Origin of the sequence: Paenibacillus vulneris (assembly GCF_039543185.1) — a bacterium.
Lineage (GTDB): Bacteria > Bacillota > Bacilli > Paenibacillales > NBRC-103111 > Paenibacillus_S > Paenibacillus_S vulneris.
Genome location: NZ_BAABJG010000003.1, coordinates 493,875 through 511,538, shown reverse-complemented (window position 1 = coordinate 511,538; position 17,664 = coordinate 493,875). Strand labels below are relative to the sequence as shown.

Sequence of the window (17,664 nt, the reverse complement as noted above, 5' to 3'; positions counted from 1 at the left end):
CTCCAGAAGATGACGCAGAGCTGTCAAATGGCTCCAACAAAAATCATCCTATGGAAGGTGCTTGGTTATTTTTATTACCAGGACCTTATCCCTATCCCGGCATTAATCCTCGCTAATCGCGGCTTCCAGCGCAACAACGATCATATCGTTGAATGTCGTCTGGCGTTCCTCCGCCGTCGTGTCTGCCTCACCGCTGAACAAGTGGTCGCTGACCGTAAGAATCGATAAAGCCTGTACCCCATATTTAGCCGCGATCGTGTACAATGCGGTTGTTTCCATTTCCACAGCGAGAACGCCGTATTCGGCCATTCTTTTGACCAGTTCCATGCTGTCACGGTAAAAAGCGTCCGCTGTCAATACGCTGCCCACCTTGATAGAAAGACCCTTTTCCAGTCCGGCTAAATAAGCTTGTCTCAGCAAATCAAAATCCGCATGAGGCGCAAAATCGCATCCCGGGAAAATATGCTTATTCATGTTCGAATCCGTGCTCGCCGCCATGGCGATGATCACATCACGAATTTTTACATCCTGCTGGATTCCTCCGCAAGTACCGACGCGGATCAATTTCTTCGCCCCATATTCCCGAATGAGTTCATTGACATAGATCGAGATCGACGGCATTCCCATGCCGGTTCCTTGAACGGAAATCCGTTTTCCTTTATAGGTCCCTGTAAACCCGAGCATGCCTCGGACCTCATTGTAGCAAATGACATCTTCCAAGTACGTTTCCGCAATATGCTTGGCCCGGAGCGGATCTCCCGGCAGCAGTAATGCTTCCGCAATTTCGCCTGCTTTGGCGTTAATATGGATACTCATTCAAAATACCGTTGCATATCGACATGCAGCGGTATTCACCTCCCTTGTCCTACTTTGTTGTAATCTACGGTTACTAATGTACCATGAAAATGAAAATTGTACTAACGAAGGTTAGCTATACCCGGATGTACCCTGCTTCGTGCCAAGTAAATGGAAAAAGAGCCGCCTCCCGGCTTCTCGCCGAGGGACAGCTCTATCTACCTATTCGAATAGCCTTGTTATCTCTGCTCTTCGTCCGCTGCTTCAATTTCCAGGCAAGCCATGATGAACGGAGCGGAGCCTTTCGGATCGTCTCTGCGTGTTGGCTCACTGATATAATAAGCGTAGGAACCGTCGCGGTAAGGCTTGTTGCCAAGGCCTGCCACGCTGCAAATGTGATCCAGGTACAAATGACCGTTCTCGTCTTCGCCTACGCAGCGCTCAACAAGACCTGCATGTCCGCGGCGCGCCGCGTTCAATGCGTCTTTGCCCAAATAGCCTTTGCGCGCGCCTTTAGCCAATGCGCAGACGAACATCGAGGAGGCAGAGGCTTCCAGATAGTTGCCTTTGCGGTCTCCATGGTCCATAACTTGGTACCACAGACCGGATTCCTGATCCTGATAGCGCATGATGGCTCCGGCCAAACGGTGGAAAATACCTACGATGAGTCCGCGCTTCGGATGATCCAGCGGCAGGTAATCCAGCACGTCTACGATCGCCATCACGTACCAGCCGATAGCACGCCCCCAGAAATGAGGGGAACAGCCGGTTTCTTTGTTAGCCCAACGCTCTTCTTTGGATTCATCCCAGCCATGGTACAACAGACCGGTTGCCGGGTCGCGGGACACTTTTTCCATCAGCAAAATTTCATTGGCTACGTCGTCATACCACTCGTGCTCGCCGGACAGCTTCGCGTAAGCCGCCAGCAGCGGCGAGGTCATATAGACACCGTCCAGCCACATCTGGAACGGATAAATTTTCTTGTGCCACAGACCGCCTTCGCTGGTGCGAGGGTGGCTCTTCAGTTGAGTTACAAGCAGCTCAATAGCTTTTTTATATTTTTCCTCGCCCGTCTTTTCATATAACAAGAATAAGGATTTGCCCTGATTGATCTGATCTACGTTATATTCGTTCAATTCGTAGGTGTCAATCGTGCCGTCCTCGCGAATAAACAGATCCATGTTCTCTTTGATGTACCGATAATACTTATCGTCTCCTGTTTTCCTCCACAGACGCTCCATTGCTGTCAGCGCGCATCCGTTTTCATAATTCCAGCTTCTTCTTTTTTGAAACGGCATATCGGAAACGATAGGATATTTTGTCATAAAGGAATCCGCCATAGCTACAGACCAAATCGTGCTCATTATCAAGTTCCTCCTCTTATAAATAAAAAGTTGGGTAGATTCGTTCCTTCTTCTTCCCATGGAAAACGGGGCCCTGCATTAGGCGCTCGCCCCTGCTTCTTGCAGCCGATTTGCCGAAATCCGAACGGCCTGCTGCATAGTGCTTCGATACTACATTAGCATATCTGCGGACAAGAAGCCTTACGTTTTTTGCTGTTTTGGAGGCAGAAATAATAGTATATTGTTCCTCGCAGCGCTGGATACGCCAGTAAGTGCCAAAAAAGCAAAAACGAGCAGGCAACTGGTCGTCACCCGCTCATGATCTCATTACCGTATGGACTCCGCGATCTTGATGACCTCATCTTTCTCGAGTCCTTTGGCTGTTAGGCTGTACAATACGCCGTTCGCTTCCCAATCAATAGAATGCTCGCCCGTCATGACGGCATCGACTCCATGGATTTGGATCGCCTCAATCTTATTCGTTGTGGACATTCCGAAGGCCGTTTCTTCATCGGCATGTCGCTGCTGCATGAAGATTTGCTTGCCTGTCGCCGGCTGCTTGTAAAAGATATTGATGTACTTGGAGACGCTCACGACGCCCTGCTCATCCTTATAAAATTCAGCGCGGTCAAACACATACCCCTCAGGCTGATAGCTTGGGAGCAATACCTGGAAGGATGTATACTGATTCAGCTGCCCCGGATCGCGAACAACCAGAGTATTCGATTCCGAAGCCGCCTGATCTTGCGCACTTACCATTACCTGCTTCTTCATCTCATCGACAGGTATATGCGTTACAGAAGGCTCCATCTGCGATACGGAAATATGGCCGAGCGAAATCGTGTTAATAATTCGGCTCACAATATCAGATGCAAATGAAGGCTGTACTATGGATAAGCTAATGATCCCAACAGCAGCCACGGATGCGGCAGAAGCCGCCAGCCGAGTCCATTTTTTCCTCGAGCCTCGGGTCTTCTTCCCGTTTTCTTTGTTCCGCATAATCCGATGGTACATCGTTTCCGGGTCGCTGCGCTGGCTGTAATCGCGGTTTGCGAGCACACGGCCCAGTTCAAATAACGGCTTGTATTCACTAGCCGCAGCCGTCTCCTTCCCTGTCTCCAAATAGGAATCCATCTCATCTGCAAAGCTTCCGTGCCGCTTGGCTTGACTCATTCCAATTCCACGCTCCCCAGTGTCTTTCTTAATTTTTTCATGCTGCGGTACAGGATCACGCCCACATTATCTACGGTGATATGAAGCAGCTCGGCAATTTCCGTATTCTTCAGCTGTGCGCCGAACTTCAGTGCGATCAGATTCCTTTCTCTAGCGCTTAAGGCTTCCAAGGCCTGCAGCAGACTGTCATTCACTTCCCCTTCAATCGCCAGTCTTTCCGGCCCTTTTCTCCCGGATACCAGCTCCTTGAAACCGTCCAGCGAGAAAAGTCTGCGCCTTTTTTCACTACGAAAATAATCGTTCACTACATTCCTTGCAATGGCGAACAGCCATACCTCAAAGGGAGCTTTTCCATGAGAAAATGTATCTATTTTCTTCATCGTTTTCTCAAAGATCTGGCTGGTTAAATCCTCGGCCGTATAGTGGCAATTCACACGATAGCTGGCGTAGTTATAAATTCTTTTGTAATACGATTCGAATATCCATGTAAAATAAGCTTCAACGTCTATAGGATCCATCGTTTCTTTATTTATTAAATGAGGGGATATCGCGCGCTCCTGCAATGGGGGAACTCCTTTCCAAGGAATATTACTTAGCTAAGTAATTCAACTGTAAATACGCTTCCCAAGGAAATTCATTACACCCCAATCCCATATCATTTCGTTTTTTTGGATAGCCGTTGTCTGACGGAGGCTAATGTGGCTTTGTCCGGAATCGGATGCAGTCTCGACTTGGATACGGCAATTTGCTGGGAGGTGTAGATCCCCGTATGACCCGAGAACAAATAGCTTACTGCACAAGCCATAAACATATAGAGCATGCCTTCCGACCCGAACAGCTCCATCCCCATGACGAAGCAGGCGATCGGCGTATTGGTTGCGCCGCTGAACACGGCGATAAAGCCTAATCCGGCAAGGAAAGGCGCGGAGAGGTGCAATAAATCGGCCAAGGCATTGCCCAGCGTTGCGCCTATGACGAATAACGGAGTGACTTCCCCTCCTTGAAAGCCGGCTCCGAGGGTTAATGCTGTAAATATCGTTTTCCACAAAAAGGCCCAGTGCGGAACCGGTCCCTCAAACGACTCTTGGAGCAGCGGGATACCCAAGCCCAAATAATCGCGGGTGCCGAAAAGATAGACGAGAGCAATAATCACGATGCCTCCGGCAAAGCTTCGGACCATCGGGTTTCCGAACAGCTTCGCGTACCATGCTTTGAGCTTGTGGGTCAGTTCACTGAATAAAATGCTGGCGAAGCCGAACACAACGGAGGCCAGTACAACCTTCAGCACAACCGGCACGGACAAAGCAGGAACAGGGCCCATAACGTAATGGATATGGTGAATCCCCCAGGCTGTCGTAATCAAATCCCCTACAAAGCTCGCGACGAAGCACGGAATCAGCGCTTGGTAGCTGACAAGCCCGACAGCCGCTACTTCGAGACCGAATATCGCTCCTGCAAGCGGTGTTCCGAATACCGACCCGAAGCCGCTGCTGACTCCGCACATTAAAAGCATTTTCCGGTCCGCTTCATCGACCTTGAAGAGCTTGCCGACCAGCTCCGAGAAGCTCCCGCCCATCTGGACGGCTGTCCCCTCCCGGCCAGCAGAGCCACCGAATAAATGAGTCAAAAACGTGCCAAGCAGGACCAAAGGGGCCATCCGGAACGGAATCGATTCTTGTCCGCCTTGAATCTGTTCGAGGATCAGATTGTTCCCTTTGCCTGAGTTCTTGCCTATTTTGAAATAGAAATAACTCATCAATGCGCCGCCGAACGGCAGCAGAAAGAGCAGCCACGGATACTGCAGGCGGTGCCCGGTCGCAAAATCCAGACTCGCCAAAAACAAGGCGGAGGCCGAGCCCGATAAGACGCCTATGATTCCTCCATAAAATATCCACTTGATAAGCGATCCCAGCAATGCCAGATGCATCACTTTTTCCGCATAAAGATATGCCGTTCTTGCAAGGTTTCTCATTTCATTTATGCTCCCGTCATCGTATTAACATGGAAAGCTTCAGGCAAAAAACAGACTCCTACCAGCGACAGTAACACCACTGGTAGGAGTCATTAGCCCAAAGGCGGTTATGGCGAACTCCATCGCCCGATTCACTTTTTTTTCATTGTAATTGAAATGACTGGAAAGGTCAATGCTTTATAGCAGTAAAGCGGGCTATTCGGTCGGCTTATGAATACCGAGCTCTGATAGCCAGTCCACGTAAACGGGAATCCACTCGGCATAGTCGATTAGGGACTGTAATGTTTTAACGGTTTCATCGGTTCCAAGCTCTTGTTCAGAAGCATCAGCACATTCAAGCCCCAGAGACCGTCTGATATTATATGACAGCCAATCCAATTTCCCGCGGAACCCGTAGTTCAATGCATCAAGCGCGTTGTCTCCGACGGTTCCTCCCTCACTCCGGTACGTTTCGATGATGGTGCAGAATGCCTCTTTACTTGCGTTGCCCGCTTCAGCCCCTGACCAATACAATGCCACTTCCAGCATCTCTTGCGTCGGATGGATGGCCCCAGCCGCTTCCCAGTCAATAAGGACCGGAGTATGCCCCTTATTCCAAAGCACATTCTTCAGATCCAAGTCCCGGTGGCTGATAACCCTGTTATTTCGCAATTTGGCTCCTGTCTTGTCAGCCAAAAGCTCCCATTCAAGCAATAGATGCGTATGCTCCGTAAGCATATTATACCATGGCAATCCTTCTTGTTTTCCCATAAGCGCGTAAGCACGCCAATCCGCTAACGGTGCTTTGGATGCATCCTGCTTATGATTCTCCCTCCTGCACTCGACAAGCTCCGCAAAATCCGCCCTATGCAGCTTCGCTAAAACTCTCCCCATCTTTGTGCAGCAGTCTAAATCAACGACCCCTGAGGGTAAAGTGCTTCCATCCATCCATGGAAACAGTAAATAGTGCTGTCCCTCCACTTCATGCATGCAGCTTCCATTGGATATAATTGCAGGTATCGTGTCGATGCCTTGTTGAAGCGCCAATGCCGCCACTTTTTCAGAAAAAATAAAGCTGGACATGGCGGTCGTACGCTGCATGATTTGAGGATTTAATGCCTTCACTGCATACCGACCCTTAGCGGTCGTCATTTTGAACATTCTATGGAGAAATCCGCCGGTAACAGAAACAGGCTCTGCCATAAGCGGCCCGAGCTGATAGACAGAGCTTAGCTTTTCGAATTCCAAATGATACTTTACCTGATCCATGACCATCAATCCTTCCCGTCCCACAGATTCACTATCGGTATTCCGTTCTCCAACCGGGATCTGCTCTCGGCTATCCAATCTTTAATAAATCGTACCATATAATGGATAATGAGAATGGATAAAGAACTATTTTAGTTAAATATTACTTCCCTTACTCAAAATGAGGGCCCGTTAATCGGTTTTTCCCTCAAGGTCCCTCAACAAAGTAAAATCCTCCCCCATAAAAATAGGAGAGGATTTCATCAAATTAAAACAGCAGCTTCATCTCATGCAGTTGGTCAAAAATGATTTGGCTGACCGGTGAAACACGGTTCTTGTCATGGTAACCGAGCCAAAGCAGCTCCTCGATCTCGGAAGCAGGGCGAAGCTCGCCTTCGAAATCGGCCGTATAGCAGGCCATCCGCACCATAACGCCTTCCGATTTACCATGGGCCTGGGCCTCAAATGTCCCGATAGACGATATCGTCTCCGGCTTGATTTTAACTGACAGCTCCTCTTCTATTTCCCGAATTAGAGTCTCCCTATCGGTTTCACCGGGCTCCCTTTTCCCTCCGGGAATGTAATAAACTTCTTTTCCCTTGGACCGGGCGCCTAGTAACCGTCCTTCGACAACATGGATCCATGCAACTTTATCAATGGTTGGCTTCATCAGTATTCCCTCGATTGTTTTCTGAAAATTATAGCATGACCGGCCTCAACATCAAAACTCGGGAAGAATCCTTAGCTCCAAGCAAAGCAACAAATGCTGTAAGGATACCATTCTGATGAAAAAACCGCCAAGCTCCGAGGCTTGACGGTTTCATCTATTAGTTATATAGCAATCAGAGTATAAGTATGATTCGGGTTCGCTGTAAATAAAATATCGCTGCCTGCCGTCCCTGCTTCGATCGGCTTTCCATTTTCATCAACAACTCGCACCGGTTGATCAACTCTTACTTGACATACTCCCCCATGGGAGGACCGGACGGTCGCCTGCTGAAGTTTGCCTTCCTGCCAATCGATCCCGATCTCGAATCCGCCTCTTGCTTTAAGTCCTTTTACGAAGCCCTGCTTCCATTCCGAAGGAAGGGCCGGAAGCAGATGGATCGCTCCCGAATGGCTTTGCAGCAGCATTTCGGCAACTCCCGCTGTACCTCCGAAGTTGCCGTCAATTTGGAACGGCGGATGGTTATCGAATAAATTGTTGAGCGTTGACTTGCGAAGCAGCTCGTTCACATTAAAGGACGCCTTCTCCCCGTCTCCGAGTCGTGCCCAGAAATTAATAATCCATGCGCGGCTCCACCCGGTATGACCGCCTCCATTGGCAAGCCGCCTATCCAACGTAGCCCTTGCGGCCGCAGCAAGCTCCGGCGTCTCCCAAGGATTGATGGACGTTCCCGGATGCAAGGCGAACAGATGGGAGATATGCCTATGTCCGGGGTCTTTTTCCTCATAGTCCTCGAGCCATTCTTGAATTTGTCCGTGTCTGCCGATTTTGGTCGGCGGAAGCTTCTGCATCGTCTCCTCAAGCTGAGCAAGGAAATCCTGGTCCTTTCGAAGCAATCGTCCCGCTTCTATGCAGCCCTTGAACAGCTCGGTAATAATTTGGTTATCCATGGCCGGACCGTAACAGAGCGTTCCAGATTGACCGTTAGGAAGAATATAGGTATTCTCCGGTGAAACGGATGGAGAAGTAACCAGGTGTCCGCTTCCGTCCTCAATCAGGAAATCTAGGAAGAAGACCGACGCTTCCTTCATCGTCTCATAAGCCTGCTCCAAAAATGCCCGGTCTTGCGTAAATTGATAATGCTCCCACAGATGAAGGCACAGCCAAGCCGCACCCAGGGTCCAGTAGGTTGCCGGCAAATAAATGTCCTGCGGTGCCGTATCCGCCCATATATCCGTATTATGATGAGCGACGAAGCCGCGGCAGCCATACATAACCGACGCGGTACGGCGTCCGGGCTCCTTCATTCTTTCGATGAGATCGAACAATGGCAAATGACATTCCGACAAATTGCAGCTTTCCGCATGCCAATAATTCATTTGAGCATTGATATTAATCGTATATTTGCTGTCCCACGGCGGAAGCATCTGATCGTTCCAGATACCCTGCAAATTCGCCGGAAGCGATCCCGGGCGGCTGCTGGCAATAAGCAGGTAACGGCCGAATTGAAAATACAGGGCGACAAGACCCGGGTCCTTCTCCCCTTCTCTTATCCGCTCCAGCCTTTCCGGCGTAGAGAGCCCGGACAAAACATCCGATTCGCGGCCATCTGTTCCCGGGTCCCCCAACTGTAGAACGACTCTATCGTACAAAAGCTTGTAATCCTTTATATGCTTGCTTCGAAGGGCGTCATAAGCTTGGGAAGCCGCCCGTTCCAACAGCTCGTCACAAGCCTGCTCCGGATCGGAATAACGGAAGGTCGTTGCCCCTGCAAGCAGGATCGTAACGGCGTTCGCACCTTCTACCACAACGTACTCTCCGATCGTGCGGGTCGTCCCCCCCTCGGAGCATACTTTGGCTTTTAACACATAATCGGTACCGCCCGTCCCATAGCAGCTGTTACGCATAACAATAGTGTCATGAGACGTTTTCGTAGAGCAGTCCATATATTTGGCTTTTTTTCTGTCGAACCGGGAATGAAAAGAAAGGCCTTGCGGCTTATCGGTCTCCAGCCGTACCACGATGATGCCGTCTGGATAGCTGGCAAACGTTTCCCGCTTATACCGGTAACCGTCCATCAGGTAACTGCAGGACGTTATCGCCGTGTTCAGATCGAGTTCCCTTCGATATTGAAGCGGCTCCTTTTGATGGTGGTCAAAATGAAGCAGAAGATCGCCGGCGGTCATATAATGCCGCTGGCTGCTGGGTGTGCCGGAGAAGGCCAGTTTGGCCAGCCGATGCGCTTCGTCCAGCCTTCCTTCAAAAAGCATCTTCCTGATGACCGGCAGATGCTCCAAAGCATCATAGTTGTTGCGATCGGAAGGGCCTCCATACCACACCGTGTCCTCGTTCAGCTGAATTCTCTCGTCCTTCACAAGGCCGAATACCATAGCTCCAAGCCTTCCGTTACCGACAGGAAGCGCTTCATTCCAGTCCCCTGCGGGGCGCTTAAACCAAATGCTCGAATTCATCCTGGCTTCATCCTTTTCTGCTTAGATTCCCGAACTGCATTGATTATACATGAAGCTGGCAGCGAATACTTTACATTTCCTTGCTCAAAAAGACGCCGATTTTTGCATATAATTGCTCGGCGGCACCCGGTAACATATCCTATCTGCAAAATAACAAACCGCACGACCGTAAATAGATTACGACCGTGCGGTTCTTGATTAATTCATGAATTTCAGATGCTGCAGCATACGCTTCAGCATTACCGCTGCTTGTGCTCTCGTTGCAAGCTCGCCGGGCGCGAAGGAATGCTCCCCGGTACCCTGCATAATTCCTGCCTTCACGGACCAGCCCACGGAGCTGTGCGCCCAGCCGCTAATCGAAGAAGCGTCGGCATAGGCTTGAGACAAATCCGCCGTCTCTGTTGTAGCCATGCCAGCATAATTGGCAGCTCTTGCAATCATGACGGCCATTTGCTCTCTGGTAATGGTTGCGTTAGGCTGGAATTGCCCTGTTTCGTAGCCCTGCACCAATCCCGCCGCAGCCGCTGCACCAACGGCACCAGCATACCATGCGTGGGCATCCACATCATGAAATGCTGCGCCTTTCGGATTCTCGTCAAGTCCCAAAGAACGGACGAGGATAGAAGCGAATTCCGCTCGGGAAATCGAGCGATTCGGTTCAAATGTCGTCTCGGAGCTGCCTTGAACGACCCATTTGGATGCCAAGAGCTCTACCTCTTTTTGCGCCCAATGCCCCTTCACATCCTCGAAGGCTTTGGAGGATTCGATGACTGCATACACGCCGTTGCCCGGGTGCAGCCATGCTGCCTTCGTAACGCCGTTTTCCGTTACAAACAACGTCGGTACAAATCTCATTTGTCCTGTAGCCGGGTTGATGATAACACCCGTCACTTTATTCGGATCAACAGCTTTCGGGAGCACCATCGTTTTGGCTGTATAGGACCGGGTATTAACCTCTTGTTCCGCTCCTTGAACTTCTAGCGTTAAACGATATTCCATTGGCTGTGTCAGCATGGTGCCGCCAAGCTGTTTGGCTTGGGCTTCCGCACGCTGTGCTGCTTGTTGATTGGCCGGCGCGATGCTCACATGCACTGCTGCATCCTTCGAATTCGCTGCCGCCAAACCGGATACGGCCTTCAAAGGCAGCTCATAAGAAGCTGTGCTCGTGTTAACCACAACGACTGCATTCGGCGATCCTGTCCCGGCGTTAATTAGCACTTGGGAAGGCAGCTCGATATTCACTGCCGATAAAGTATTCAAGTCAAGCACTATGGTCGAAGACTTTTGCTTCGCTGCCTGGTTCAAGGCTTCAGCAAGCTTGGCTCCATCAACCGTCACTTTCGATACGACGGTACCGTCGGCAAGGGTTTCATTCTTCACCTGCATCGCGTTGGCAGGCAGCTTGACTTGACCTTCAGCCGCCGGGCTTCCTGACGATGTTTCACCGTTTCCGCCCGCTGCAGCGCCTCCGCTGCTGCCCCCGGACGACCCGCCGGAGGAAGGACCACGTCCATTGCTGCTTCCATGGGTTCTTACAGCTGCAGTTAAAGCCTGGCTCGTATTGCCAGCCGCATCAATTGCTGTCAGCTGGAACGTATAAGGCGCCGCCGGCAAAAGTCCGGTTACCTTATAAGAGAGAACATTACCGTCAACAACCGCTTCGTTATTGTTATTCCATACGAGCTTATATTTAGCTACCCCGACATAGTCTTTGGCCGCGGGCCAGCTCAATACAACGCTCGTATTCGTTAACACGCTTGTATTTAATGTGCCGCCATTCCATTCTGGCGCCTTCGTATCCACTACCGTCACGCTGACATCCGTGCTGTAGGTCGAGTACGTGACGCTCGTCACCGTAGCCTTGGCCGTTCCCTGCTTCAAGCCGCTGATGAGGCCTGCTGCGCTGACGCTCGCTGCGTCATTGCCTCCCGACCAGACCACCTTCTGGTCGACCGTCTCCGGCAGCACTGTGGCATGAACCTGCACCGAATCTCCCGCTTCCAGCTGCACAGCAGGTTGATCTACTGTGATTCCGGTCGCTCCTTGCCCTGGCTTCGGATTAGGGTCCGGATCGACAGATGCTTTGGCTGTTGTCGCTGTAGCGCTTAAGCCCGCAGCACTCTCGTTGCCCGCACCGTCCCGTGCTTTTACAAGGAACGTATACGCACTATCTGCTTTCAACCCGTCTACTACGAGACTCCTTACATTTCCTTGAACACTGCTGTGCAGCTTTCCGTTCACATAAACGTTGTAGCCTGTTACTCCGACATAATCGGCTGCCGCCGGCCAGCTTAATGCTGCCGAGCTGCTGGTAATGCTTCCGATCGACAAGCTGCCGCCGTTCCATTCCGGCGCCTTCGTATCCACTACCGTTACGCTGACATCCGCGCTGTAGGTTGAGTAAGTGACGCTCGTCACCGTCGCTTTGGCCTTTCCCGGCTTCAAGCCGCTGATGAGGCCTGCCGCGCTGACGCTCGCTGCATCATTGCCACCCGACCAGACCACCTTCTGGTCGACCGTCTCCGGCAGCACTGTGGCATGAACCTGCACCGAATCTCCCGCTTCCAGCTGCACAGCAGGTTGATCTACCTTGATTCCGGTCGCTCCTTGCCCTGGCTTCGGAGGGTTCGGAATCCCTGGTATTAACCAGACAGGTTCCTTCGGATTCCAAGTGTCCGTTCCTCCAAGTGTGGACTGAACCGTAAACTGCTCCGCCTCGGCGGCCGTCAATTGCTTAGACCATGTATAACGGGCGCCTGCGTTGGCTCCCGGCCCTTTGCTTGCATACTCGGCAAACCTTGCAGTCGCCTCATTCGATGTATTTCCCCAGTTGTTCCATCCGTTAGTCTTGATGTGATCCCCCATGGTACTGTTCACATAGGTTACACTGGCATACGGACGCCACGGTCTTCCAAGCTCCACTTGTGCCGTTAATCCGGGCTCGGAAGTTAGCGTGCTGTTAAGGAACAGATAACCTGGCTTGCCTTCATTGGACGAGGCTGCCGTTACATAACCGGAAGCCCGGCTGTGAAGGGTAACATTCTCAAAAACAGCAGGAGAGCTGCCAAAAATATAATCGACACTGCCGGCGATATAGCTGTCCACAAAGTATTGTCTGCCCTTATCGGCAAACAGCGTGTCCTGATAACCGAGCAGCTTCACATTGCGGTATATCCCGCGATCCCCTTCGGAATACAGGGCTACTGCCTGGCCCGCCGTGAGCCCTGCACTGTTCTCAACCGTCATGTTCTCAAGCGTAAAATCGGTACCGCTCACTTTCAGCGTGTAACTTCCATTGGTGCCCAGCTCTGTTCCGCCAGGCCCAGGGGTTTTGGCAGAATCGCCATTAACCAGGATCGTACCCTCGCGGCTCTCTCCGATCATCGTAATCTTATTCTTGGAAGAGCCAATATTCACCTTCTCTTTATAAACTCCGTTTTTCACCCGGATAATCGTAGGTGCAGCGCTGTTATCCTGCACCTGGTTTATCGCATCCGTAATGGTTGTATAATCTCCAGGCTCTGCGCTGTTTTGCGACACTACGATGACTTTCGCAGGGATAGCTTTCACAGGTATGGACGGATAGCTCGATCCATTCTCGTTAATAGCAGACACCGCATAATAGTACGTGGTCCCAAGCGTTAAGCCCGTATCGGTAAATGTGACCCCTGTTACGCCGTCAGCTGCTACGGAGTAAGGTCCGCTCGGGCTGGTACTCCGAACCACCTGGTACGATGCAGCTCCAGTTACATGACTCCAGTTCAGAGTAACCGAGCCTTCGCCGGCCTCAGCCTTCAGACCAGCAGGTATTCCCGGCTGCCCTGCATCGGCGCCCGGCCGAATCGCAACGATGCCCGAATCCAGGCCTGCCGCGGACAACCCGGCTGCGGAAACCTTATAATAGTACGGTTTTCCATCCTCCAGATTCGTGTCTTTGAAGCTTGTTCCTGTCACATTAGGAGCAATGACAGAGTAAGCGCCGTCGGGTGAGGAGGAACGCTTCACTACATAATGGTCCGCTCCGGGAACTGCCGGCCATTGAAGGGCGATTTGACGGCTGGCCGCAACGGCTGTTACTTGCGGAGTACCGAGCGGCTCCGAGGCTGCAATGGTAATCGGTTGGGAAGCAGGACCTTCACCGGCTACGCTGGTTGCCGTTACGACATAGGAGGACAGGGAATCGTTGGTCAAGCCGCCGATCCGGTAAGCAGTCCCTTTAATATTCGTTGCTACAACCTCATAGCTGCCTGTCGGTTGGGATGCCTTTTTGACCGTGTAATAATTGGCATTTTCCAACGGGTTCCAGCTCAAATCGATCTGGGCATTTCTTGACACCGCCTTCAGGCCTTCGGGTGCCGGAGGCTTTACCGCGGTTTCCGTAGGCATGACCTGAACCTGATTGGAATTGCCCGTCTCTCCGCCAACTCCGTTAGCGGTAATAACATAGTAATACACCGTATCATTCGTAACCGTAGTATCGATGAAGGAGCTGCCGGTTACATTCGTTTGAATTACGCTGTAGGGACCTCCGTTGGTCTCGCTGCGTTTAATGTTGTAGGACTCCGCTCCTTGCGGCTCTACCCAAGTCAATTGAACAGCCCCGTTGCCCGGAACCGCCATAAGCCCTTTTGGGGTTTCAGCCGGCTCGACGTATACCCTCAAATTATCAAAGTAGAAGCTTCCGTTCCCGCCACCAGGCGTTTTGGATAAGATACGTCCGATTCCGTATTTTTTGAAATCCGTGGTCGTAAAAGCAAAGGTCTGAACAAACGCATCATCAATATAAATATCTACGCTATCCGCTGCAGCATTGGCTACCAGCTTCAAATTATGCCAAGCCTTTGTGCTTTGCGGCGGGTCCATCAATTTATAATAATTGCTGCTGCCCTTATTGTAAGTTAACGTATACGACCCTGAAGCCGCAGGTGATGTAGGCTTCCTGACTTCAATGGTAAAGGCTGTCTTCTGTCCATCAGCGCTTTGCACTTGAAGCGGTACCGACGTACCGGATTCCTCCGGGAAATAAAAATCCGTTTCAATGATGACGGTCCCGTACTGAGGCGTAAACTTCCGAATAAATTGTGTGTTCACATTGGCTCTGTCGTACAAGTAAAGTGCTTTAGCTGAGGAGTTTCCTGTTGAATCTGCCGGCACTCCTGAGGCGACAACTTTATTTTTGTCGGTTTGCGGATTCGGCGACACTTCATAAAGTGCCGGTGTTGTATTCAGCTCCACATTTTCAAAGTCTTCATCTACATAGTAAATCGGTTCCGGTTCTCCGGTGGGCTCCACACTAACCTCGGAAGAAGTAAAGCTTTCGCCCTTGCTGTTCACCGCACTGATCACGTAGTAGTATGCCTTGCCCGGTGTCAGCTTTGTATCCGTGTAATTCGCACCAATAATTCCAGTAGCGATTGCGGTATAAGGGCCTCCCGGCATATCGCCTCTTTTTACATTATAGGATTCGGCTGAAGCATCCACATTCCATGTCAGCGTTGCGGATTTATCTCCCGGGGTTCCGGTTAGGCCTGTCGGTTCCGCAGGAAAGTTTGGGTCGACCGCATGAAGTTCAACGCCGCTAAAATTCGAAGTGTTGTATTTGTTAATGTCGTTATCCGCCTTCGAGGCGTCAGCAGCCAAGCCGTAGAACACCTCGTCCGGCATGTCGATCGTAACTGTGCCGATCTTTTGCCAGTTTACCGCATCTTGGGAAATGAGCCCTGTGAAGTGATCGCCAAGGCGAACCAGCTTAACCCAATAAGGCGTGTTAATAAAAGCATCCGGCTCGATTCGTGCTGTATTTCCCCCGTCTGCATCACGGGTGATCATTACTCCTTTTTTCCCCATTTTGACATAAGGGATAGACAGGAAGGCCATTTTGGAGGAAGGGTCTAACGATTCGCGAATCATGACGCCCGCTTCCGCATTATCGTCATTGGCCGTAACATGCTCTACTCTCGCAATAATTTCCCCGTTGCCGGATTGCTTCTGATACGCATAGTGGAACGCATCCGCATTTCCGCCGACATCCCCCGGCGATTTCACAGTAACGGTCCTGGCATCAGCTCCAAGCTGCGTATGTCCTGGAATTCCAACGCTTCCAATGTCAACGGCTTGCCATGGGCCTAACGTCGTCGTCGTATTAACATGTACCGTCACGTTATCCGATTGGGTCCCTACACCGCTGTTATCAATAGCGCGGGCCACGACATAATGCGTGCCGTCTTCCACGTTAGTCCAGGTAAAGCTGTATGGTGCCGACTTGTCCTCGCCTACCTTCGTTCCATCAATGAAAAACTCGATCTTGGCAATTCCGTCCTTATCGTCCGCCGAAGCGTTGATGACGATATCGCTGCCTGCTTCAGTAATCGTATTATTGGCAGGAGACGTAATGACAGCCGTCGGGTTATCCGTATTGCTGCCGGATGCATTCCCTTGGACCACCAGATCATTCAAATAAACTTCCAGATTCGTATACCCTTCCGGAGAAAGTGTTATCGAATTGCGGTCATCCGGATTTGACGGACTCAGCCCGTGAGCCGTTTCCCACGCATCATCCATCCCGTCTCCATCCTGGTCTACGACGGAAGAGCGCACCTCCGGATATTCGGCAAAACCGCCCACTTCTTTGGGGGAGTTAATATGCTGACCGGTTCGGTTCTTCACATCATTGATAACCCGGGCATCGATGGCATCCCGTTTAGGCAAGGTAGCGCCAGCATTGGCCAATACATTAGCATAAGCATCCTGTGCGGATTCCGGCACATAACCGGCTACATCAGCCCGCGTCGATTGCTTCGACGATGCAAGGTCAACGACGGTTTGTACGCCTTTCCAGTTATCTGCGGTTACTGCAGGGTCACCATCCATGTAATTGCCGTTAAAATACATCTTGCTCTCCGGAATCACATCCAGGAATAAAATGTTGCGTACATTGCGGTACGTGTTCGGGCCATATTTGTAATAGTTGCTATCCAGATTATAGTAGCCCTCGCCGCCGCCGTAAGAGGAAGCAATACCCCAGTTATAGATGACGTTGTTGCTTGCATCCGTAATATCTAGAAGCTGCTTGATGGTCGGGAAGCGCGGATTGCGGCTCACGCTATGGGCGATCAGGTTATGGTGGAACGTCGCGTTATTTCCGCCCCATATGCCGCCGTAGCCGTGCCGCCCCTTTTGGTGGCTTGTCATCAGCATGCTTTCTTCCGATATGGACCACTGCACCGTTGTATTCGTGTTCTCATACAGACTGACGACCTCATCTACCGACCAGCTGAAGGAGCAGTGGTCAATGATAATATCTTTATGATAACGAATTCCAAAGGCATCATCCTCGCTCGCAAAACGATCCCCTAACCGAAAGCGCAAGTAGCGGATGATCACATTGTTCGCTTCAACGCTGGTCGTGTAGTCGCTGACCGTAATTCCGTCGCCAGGTGCCGTTTGACCTGCAATGGTAATATTGGAGCCCAATATTTTGAGCGACTCCTTCAAGTGGATGGTGCCACCGACGCGAAACACGATGGTTCGGTTACTCTGACTAACGGCATCCCGCAGGGAGCCTGGAATGGGCGCTTCATTCTTGCTGTAGTCCGCCAATGTATTGACAATATAGACTTCCTGACCCCGTCCGCCCGTCGTATACTTGCCGCCGCCTTCCGCACCCGGAAATGCGGGCAGCTTGACGGCTGTCGTATCCGCTGAGGCTTGACCCGGTACGAACGACGCCAGCATGGCTGCAATCAGCGCATAGCTTATTACCTTCTTCAAGTCTTTTCTCCTCCTAAAAAATCTTTGATGACCTTGGCTTGATGCATTTGATTTTGAATGCGGTTCCAATTAGCATTCAACATCCTTTTGAGCCATACACCTCCTGAAGCTTCCTGCCTAAACGTAGAATCGTTTAAAAGCGCTCAGTAAAAACATTACGAACTCGATTATGCTCTGATAACGCATTCATAGCTATACCTGCAAGATAACTTCATGTTGAAACCTGTCCAATATTTACCAAACACT

The 17,664-nt window shown here is 51.0% G+C and carries 9 protein-coding genes and 1 riboswitch; all 9 genes read right to left on the bottom strand.

What is annotated here, in order from left to right; genetic code table 11:
- Window positions 1-102: 102 nt before the first annotated feature.
- Complete coding sequence (gene deoD / locus ABEA66_RS03670; RefSeq protein ID WP_345586128.1) at window positions 103-816, bottom strand: purine-nucleoside phosphorylase; 714 nt, start codon at window positions 814-816, stop codon at window positions 103-105.
- Window positions 817-1,034: 218 nt separating this feature from the next.
- Complete coding sequence (locus ABEA66_RS03665) at window positions 1,035-2,159, bottom strand: glycoside hydrolase family 88/105 protein (RefSeq protein WP_345586126.1); 1,125 nt, start codon at window positions 2,157-2,159, stop codon at window positions 1,035-1,037.
- A 306-nt stretch (window positions 2,160-2,465) separates the two neighbouring features.
- Entirely contained in the window at window positions 2,466-3,311 is an 846-nt protein-coding gene (locus ABEA66_RS03660) for a DUF4367 domain-containing protein (protein ID WP_345586124.1), read from the bottom strand.
- Entirely contained in the window at window positions 3,308-3,874 is a 567-nt protein-coding gene (locus tag ABEA66_RS03655) for a sigma-70 family RNA polymerase sigma factor (RefSeq protein WP_345586122.1), read from the bottom strand. The genes ABEA66_RS03660 and ABEA66_RS03655 overlap by 4 nt, the downstream gene beginning before the upstream one ends.
- A 92-nt stretch (window positions 3,875-3,966) precedes the next feature.
- Entirely contained in the window at window positions 3,967-5,283 is a 1,317-nt protein-coding gene (locus ABEA66_RS03650; protein WP_345586120.1) for a voltage-gated chloride channel family protein, read from the bottom strand.
- A gap of 76 nt (window positions 5,284-5,359) precedes the next feature.
- A riboswitch (Fluoride riboswitch) is annotated at window positions 5,360-5,419 on the bottom strand.
- A 59-nt stretch (window positions 5,420-5,478) separates the two neighbouring features.
- A complete protein-coding gene (locus ABEA66_RS03645; protein WP_345586118.1) occupies window positions 5,479-6,531 on the bottom strand; it encodes a phosphotransferase in 1,053 nt (350 codons plus the stop codon).
- Window positions 6,532-6,778: 247 nt separating this feature from the next.
- A complete protein-coding gene (locus ABEA66_RS03640; RefSeq protein WP_345586116.1) occupies window positions 6,779-7,180 on the bottom strand; it encodes an NUDIX hydrolase in 402 nt (133 codons plus the stop codon).
- A 161-nt stretch (window positions 7,181-7,341) separates the two neighbouring features.
- Entirely contained in the window at window positions 7,342-9,648 is a 2,307-nt protein-coding gene (locus ABEA66_RS03635; protein ID WP_345586114.1) for a glycoside hydrolase family 95 protein, read from the bottom strand.
- A 198-nt stretch (window positions 9,649-9,846) separates the two neighbouring features.
- The gene (locus tag ABEA66_RS03630; RefSeq protein ID WP_345586112.1) at window positions 9,847-17,418 is read right to left on the bottom strand and encodes a pectinesterase family protein; all 7,572 of its coding nucleotides are present in this window, start codon (window positions 17,416-17,418) and stop codon (window positions 9,847-9,849) included.
- Window positions 17,419-17,664: the final 246 nt, after the last annotated feature.

What these genes read in the sequence shown, in the direction of transcription:
- deoD (WP_345586128.1), bottom strand. Translation starts at nt 816, where the DNA reads ATGAGTATCCATATTAACGCCAAAGCAGGCGAAATTGCGGAAGCATTA.
- ABEA66_RS03665 (WP_345586126.1), bottom strand. Translation starts at nt 2,159, where the DNA reads ATGAGCACGATTTGGTCTGTAGCTATGGCGGATTCCTTTATGACAAAA.
- ABEA66_RS03660 (WP_345586124.1), bottom strand. Translation starts at nt 3,311, where the DNA reads ATGAGTCAAGCCAAGCGGCACGGAAGCTTTGCAGATGAGATGGATTCC.
- ABEA66_RS03650 (WP_345586120.1), bottom strand. Translation starts at nt 5,283, where the DNA reads ATGAGAAACCTTGCAAGAACGGCATATCTTTATGCGGAAAAAGTGATG.
- ABEA66_RS03645 (WP_345586118.1), bottom strand. Translation starts at nt 6,531, where the DNA reads ATGGATCAGGTAAAGTATCATTTGGAATTCGAAAAGCTAAGCTCTGTC.
- ABEA66_RS03640 (WP_345586116.1), bottom strand. Translation starts at nt 7,180, where the DNA reads ATGAAGCCAACCATTGATAAAGTTGCATGGATCCATGTTGTCGAAGGA.
- ABEA66_RS03635 (WP_345586114.1), bottom strand. Translation starts at nt 9,648, where the DNA reads ATGAATTCGAGCATTTGGTTTAAGCGCCCCGCAGGGGACTGGAATGAA.